Genomic DNA, 5,636 nt, shown 5'->3' with positions numbered 1-5,636 from the left:
GGCGGCGATCGCGGTCGGCGGCATCGTGCTGTTGAACGCCACGCTGGCCGTCAGCCTGTACGTGCGGGCCATCAATACCCACGGCGCGGCGGCGGTGGCGATGCTGTTTGCCGTCATTCCCGCGGTCGCCGCGGTGCTGTCGTGGCTGATGCTGGGCCAGCGCCCGGATCCCGGCGTCGGGATCGGCCTGCTCGTCGGGGGGCTCGCCTGCTGGCTCAACAGCAGGGCGTCCGGCCGGCGCCGCGCGGCGAAAACCCCCGAGACCGAAGCGTTTCCCAGAGCCTGCGCCGTCGGTTAGAGGTGTCGCCGGCGCGGCATGAATTCCAGCGTCAACAACACGACCACCAGCGGCAGCAGTTGGGTCATCGATATCAGCGCGTAGCGCCGGGCGTCCATGGCGTGGAACTTGCGCACGTACCGGTACAACGACTCCAGCGCGATCAGCGGGTCGAGAATGTGGATCAGCCGGTAGAAGACGCGCTGGACCCGACCGCGATTCTTGTCCTCGAAGATCTCGGGGAACGCCGCGAACGAAAGCGATACTCGCTGCGCGCCAGCCACTTTGGCGGCCGTGATCATGTCGATGCTGAGCCGTTCGTCGATCCCGTTGGGCGACCCACGGCGGCGCCATGGGACGTCAAGCGTGACCTCGCTGCCGCCGCCGGCGGTCGCGTACCGATGGAAGCCCTGCACGCGACCCTCGGCGTCCCTGGCGATGATCAGCCGGATTCCGGGGAACCGGCCCTCCAGCACGCCGTCGAGGTTCATGTAGAAGCCCCGATCGGTGTGGGCACCGCTGGGAGAGGCCCGCACCACGTCGGTCAGCTCCGCGAGCAACTTGTCGTCGAGTCCCTGCTCGGCCACGATTTCGGTGGTGATGCCGCAGTTGTGGGTGCGCTTCACGGCCTGACGCAGGTTGCGGAACTTGCGGCCCACCATCTCGAAGCCGGCCACGTCGACGACGACGTCGCGGCCGATCGGTATGGCCCGCAGCGATTGCCCGATGACCGCGGGGTCGCGCCACAGCTCGAGTCGCCGCTCGCTGCAGCCCACCACCGCGATCCGCCAGCCGTGGGTATGACACATGGCGGCGAAGTCGGCGACCAGCTCGGGGAATTTTGCTTCGTCACCGACGGGGTCGCCGCCGACCGCGGCATACCCCAGCCGGGTCCGATAGGCGAGGGCGGCCATGCCGTCGGCGGTGAAGTGATAGCACTTGCCCGTCTGCATCGCGAAGGGCGCCAACGGGTCGCCGCTGGTGGCCTCGATCAGCGACCACACGCGGGGCAGGTCCTCCGATCGCGGATGCGCCGACGTGGGCCACATCAGCACCATCCCGGAGCCGGCGATCAGCAGGTTGCCGAGCAGGTCGAAGGACAGCACGTGCGAGCCCAGCCCCGCCACCACGAACAGCGCGGCGGCGGCGGCGTGCATGGTCGTCACCGGACGTGCCAGAAAGATGCCGCGTGCGATGAATGCCACCGCGCCCAGCACCGTCAGCGACCAGCCCAGCCGGTCGGCATAGTGCCAATCCGGCTGCTGGTGGTGGTGGGCAAGGATGACGATCAACCAGCCCGCCGCGCAGAGCAGGGCGAATGCCCCGATCCAGCGGGCTGCCAGTGAATCGACATGGACGACGACGCGTTCGCGCGCGCGGGGCTTCGCTGCGACGTCGACGGGTCCGTTCACCTTCACCTCCCGATGCGATCAGATCACTTCGGCAGTTTGTTCCCGCCACTCGCACCGAATACCCGGCTGACTGGAACTTACGCCCGATTGCGGCCGCGGTGGGCCGAAATCAGGCGGTTTTCCTGCAGGTATGCCGTACTGTGACCTGTCTATCGGCCGGAGGGCGGGAAATATATCAACACGCCCTCCTGGACGACCGTGGCGATCACTTGCCCGGCCGGGTCGAAGAAATGCCCGGTGCCCAACCCGCGTGAATCCGCGGCCACCGGCGACGATGTCGAGTACAACACCCAGTCGTTGAAGTTGACCTGCCGGTGAAACCAGACGGAATGGTTGGCGGACGCGGCGAAGATGCGGTCGAAACCCCAAGACAGCCCGTGGGTGGTGATGACGGAGTCCAGCACCGTGGTGTCGGAGGAGAACAGCATGGTCGCGGTGTGCAGGACGGGGTCGTCGGGCACCGAGCCCAGCGCCTTCATCCAGACCCTGTTGTGCGGCAGCCGCTCACCCTTGTCGCGCATCACCCAGGACGGGTCGTTGGTGAAGCGCCATTCGATCGGCTGCAGGGCGTTGACGAAGTGCGGGACGGTCTTCTCGTAGCCGCGCAACAACTCGCCGAGCGGCGGCTGCGTGTGGGGCTGTGGCACCTGCGGCGGGTCGACGGCGTGCTCCAGGCCGGGTCCGCCCTGCATGTACGAGATCAGCGCCGAGGACAACACGACCCCGTCCTGCACCGCGTCGACGCGCCGGTTGGCGAAGCGGCGCTCGTCCCGCAGCCGCACCACGTGGAATTCGATGTCCTTGGCGGTGTCTCCGCCGTTGATGAAGTGCACCGACAACGCGCTGGGCGGCAGGTCGTCGCGGTTCAGCGTGCGGCTGCCGGCGACGAACGACTGCGCCATGAGCTGACCGCCGAAGGTGCGCATCGGGTTCTTGCTGGGATGGGAACCGAGGAAGCGGTCGTCGGATACGCGGTTGAGGTCCAGGACGGCCAGCAGTTCCTCGAAATCAGAAGTGGTCTTTATCGCGGCCCCTCCTCCTAGGCTGGCTAGACGTCGTCCTCCCCGATCCGGTGCACATGGATCAGGTTTGTCGACCCTACTGTGCCAGGTGGCGCGCCCGCGACGATGACCACCAGGTCACCGCGCTTGTAGCGACCGAGCTCGAGCAGCGACTTGTCGACCTGGCGGATCATGCCGTCGGTCGACGTCATCATCGGGACGATGAACGTCTCGGTGCCCCACGTCATGGCGAGCTGGCTGCGCACCTCGGGCCACGCGGTGAAGGCGAGCAGCGGCAGCGGGGTGTGCAGGCGCGCCAGCCGCTTGACCGTGTCGCCGGATTGGGTGAAGGCGACCAGGGCCTTGGCGTCGAGCCGCTCGCCGATGTCGCGGGCGGCATACGAGATCACGCCGCGCTTGGTGCGGGGCACGTGCGTCAACGGCGGTGCGGCCGTGGAATTCTCCTCGACCGCGCACACGATTCGCGACATCGTCCGGACGGCCGCCAGCGGATACTTGCCCACCGACGTCTCCCCCGACAGCATCAGCGCGTCGGCGCCGTCGAGCACAGCGTTGGCGACGTCGGAGGCCTCGGCTCGGGTGGGCCGCGAGTTTTCGATCATCGAGTCGAGCATCTGGGTCGCCACGATGACGGGTTTTGCGTTCTCCCTTGCGATTTGGATCGCCCGCTTCTGCACCAGCGGAACCTCTTCGAGCGGCAGCTCGACACCCAGGTCGCCGCGCGCCACCATGATGGCGTCGAACGCCAGCACGATGGCTTCCAGATTGTCGACGGCTTCGGGCTTTTCCAGCTTGGCGATCACCGGTACCCGCCGCCCGATCCGGTCCATCACCTCGTGCACCAACTCGACGTCGGACGGCGAGCGCACGAACGACAGCGCGACCAGGTCGACGCCCAGGTTCAGCGCGAAGGTCAGGTCCTCGATGTCCTTGTCCGACAAGGCAGGGGCGGACACGTTCATGCCGGGCAGCGAGATGCCCTTGTTGTTGCTGACCGGGCCGCCCTCGACGACGGTGCAGACCACGTCGTCGCCGTCGATGGCGTCGACCACCAGGCAGACCTTGCCATCGTCGACCAGGACGCGGTCACCGACCATCGAGTCCTTGGCCAGCTTTTTGTAGGTGGTCGAGACGCGGTCGTGGCTGCCGTCGCATTCGGCGACGGTGATGCGGACCGTTTCCCCCTCGGCCCAGAAAGTGGGCCCGCTGGCGAAGCGCCCCAGCCTGATCTTAGGGCCCTGAAGGTCGGCGAGTACACCAACCGCGCGCCCGGTCGTGTCGGAGGCCGCCCGCACCCGGTCGTAGGCGGCCTTGTGATCGGCGTAGTCGCCGTGGCTGAAGTTCATTCGAGCGACGTCCATTCCGGCCTCTACCAGCGCCAGAATCAGTTCGTCGGAGTTTGTTGCCGGGCCGAGGGTGCAGACGATCTTCCCGCGTCTACTCACGGCGAACCAGCATAGTCGCGCAGGGCGAGGGCAGCCCGAGTTCACCGATTGGACGCACCGCGGCTACCCGCCGAGAACGGTCGGAACCAGCGGGAAGCCGGGCAGGTTGCGCAGCACCGTCCACGCGATCGCCACGACGGTGATAGTCACCACCGCCGGCGTCGACAGCGCCGGCCGGCCGCGCCGCCGGCGAAGCAGAATCCAGCCGGCCAGCGCCGGGATGCCCACCAGCAGGAGGACGTTGTCGTTGATGGTGGCCATCAGGTCACCGTGCAGCAGGTCGTGCGTCATGCGAAGCCCACCGCACAGCGGGCAATTCCAGCCGGTGAGCCACTTGAACGGGCACTGCGGATACACCGAATGCGTGTCGTGCGGGTCGACCAGTGCGACGTAACCGACCGCACCGGCCAGCAGCGCGCCGGTGCCGGCCGCGGCGTACGCGCGACGACGGGGTGGCCCGTGCCGCAACTGGTCAGGCACGCTTTTCAGCATGCCAGACCTCAGGAAGCTAAGGGTCTTCGTCGTCGTCCCCGCAGCCCAGGAATCGTTCGGGGTGGTGAAATCCATTGGTTCTGGGTTGGCCGTGATCGAGGTGGGGCGGGGGTAGCCATTCGGTTTCGCCGCGGGCGTTGGTTTGGGTGGTCCAGCCTTTGTCGGCAAGTCGGTTGTGGGGGCCGCAGGCCAGGGTGAGGTCGTCGATGTCGGTGCGGTGGGTGGTGGCCCAGCCGCTCACGTGGTGGACCTGGCTGTGGTAGGCCGGGGCGTTACAGCCCGGTTTCGTGCAGCCACGATCCTTGGCGTACAACATGATTCGCTGCGCGGGGGAGGCCAGCCGCTTGGTGTGGCGCAGCGCCAGGGGTTTGCCGTTGTCGAAAATTGCGAGGTAATGATGGGCGTGGCTGGCCATGCGGATCACGTCCGACATGGGCAGCCGCGAGCCACCACCGGTGAAGCCCTTGCCCGCGGCGGCCTCCAGGTCCTGCAGGGTGGTGGTGACCACGATACTGGTCGTAAAAGAGATACGTTGCTAGGACCGTGGCATGACCACCACCGCGATTTACACCCGTATCAGCAACGACCCCACCGGCCAGCGCGCCGGGGTCACCCGCCAGCTCGAAGACTGCCGAGCCCTAGCCGACCGACTCGGCTGGGACGTCATCGAACCACCGTTCGATGACAACGACCTGTCCGCGTTCAACGGCACGAGACCCGGTTTCGAGCGGCTGTTGGACGCGGTCAAACACGGCCAGATCGACGCCATCATCTGCTGGCACCCCGACCGGCTGTATCGGCGCATGGCCGATCTGCAACGGCTGGTCGAGATCACCGACCGCGGGGTGGAAATCCGCACCGTCAACGGCGGTGATCTGGACTTGAGCAACGCCACCGGCAAGATGCTGGCCCGCATCGTGGGCTCGGTGTCGGAGATGGAGTCCGAGCACAAGGCCGAGCGTCAGCGCCGGGCCAATGTGCAACGCGC

6 protein-coding genes and 1 pseudogene are annotated in these 5,636 nt (G+C 67.1%); 2 read left to right on the top strand and 5 right to left on the bottom strand.

Annotation, left to right across the window (positions count from 1 at the left end; all coding sequences use genetic code 11):
- Positions 1-298: EamA family transporter (locus VMD50_RS07330; protein ID WP_325426311.1), on the top strand; the 298-nt coding region annotated here is incomplete at its 5' end.
- On the opposite strand, the gene VMD50_RS07325 is transcribed toward VMD50_RS07330, so the two are convergent.
- The 5 genes and pseudogenes from VMD50_RS07325 to VMD50_RS07305 form a co-directional block, all read right to left on the bottom strand.
- The gene (locus tag VMD50_RS07325; RefSeq protein ID WP_325426310.1) at positions 295-1,689 is read right to left on the bottom strand and encodes a bifunctional lysylphosphatidylglycerol flippase/synthetase MprF; all 1,395 of its coding nucleotides are present in this window, start codon (positions 1,687-1,689) and stop codon (positions 295-297) included. The two genes, VMD50_RS07330 and VMD50_RS07325, sit on opposite strands and share 4 nt — an antisense overlap.
- Positions 1,690-1,838: 149 nt before the next feature.
- A complete protein-coding gene (locus VMD50_RS07320; protein WP_325426313.1) occupies positions 1,839-2,714 on the bottom strand; it encodes an acyl-CoA thioesterase II in 876 nt (291 codons plus the stop codon).
- A 23-nt stretch (positions 2,715-2,737) separates the two neighbouring features.
- A complete protein-coding gene (gene pyk / locus VMD50_RS07315) occupies positions 2,738-4,156 on the bottom strand; it encodes a pyruvate kinase (RefSeq protein WP_325426308.1) in 1,419 nt (472 codons plus the stop codon).
- Positions 4,157-4,219: 63 nt separating this feature from the next.
- Complete coding sequence (locus VMD50_RS07310; RefSeq protein ID WP_414686022.1) at positions 4,220-4,648, bottom strand: DUF2752 domain-containing protein; 429 nt, start codon at positions 4,646-4,648, stop codon at positions 4,220-4,222.
- 16 nt (positions 4,649-4,664) lie between these two features.
- Positions 4,665-5,156 (bottom strand): annotated as a pseudogene (locus tag VMD50_RS07305) (HNH endonuclease signature motif containing protein); the annotation flags it as partial.
- Between the two features lie 40 nt (positions 5,157-5,196).
- On the opposite strand from VMD50_RS07305, the gene VMD50_RS07300 reads away from it, so the two are divergent.
- A partial coding sequence (locus VMD50_RS07300) for a recombinase family protein (RefSeq protein ID WP_325426304.1) occupies positions 5,197-5,636 on the top strand: 440 nt, incomplete at its 3' end.

Origin of the sequence: Mycobacterium sp. (genome assembly GCF_035506235.1) — a bacterium.
GTDB lineage: Bacteria > Actinomycetota > Actinomycetes > Mycobacteriales > Mycobacteriaceae > Mycobacterium.
Note: the sequence above shows the minus strand (reverse complement) of the source record. Positions and strands in the feature narration are given on the sequence as shown.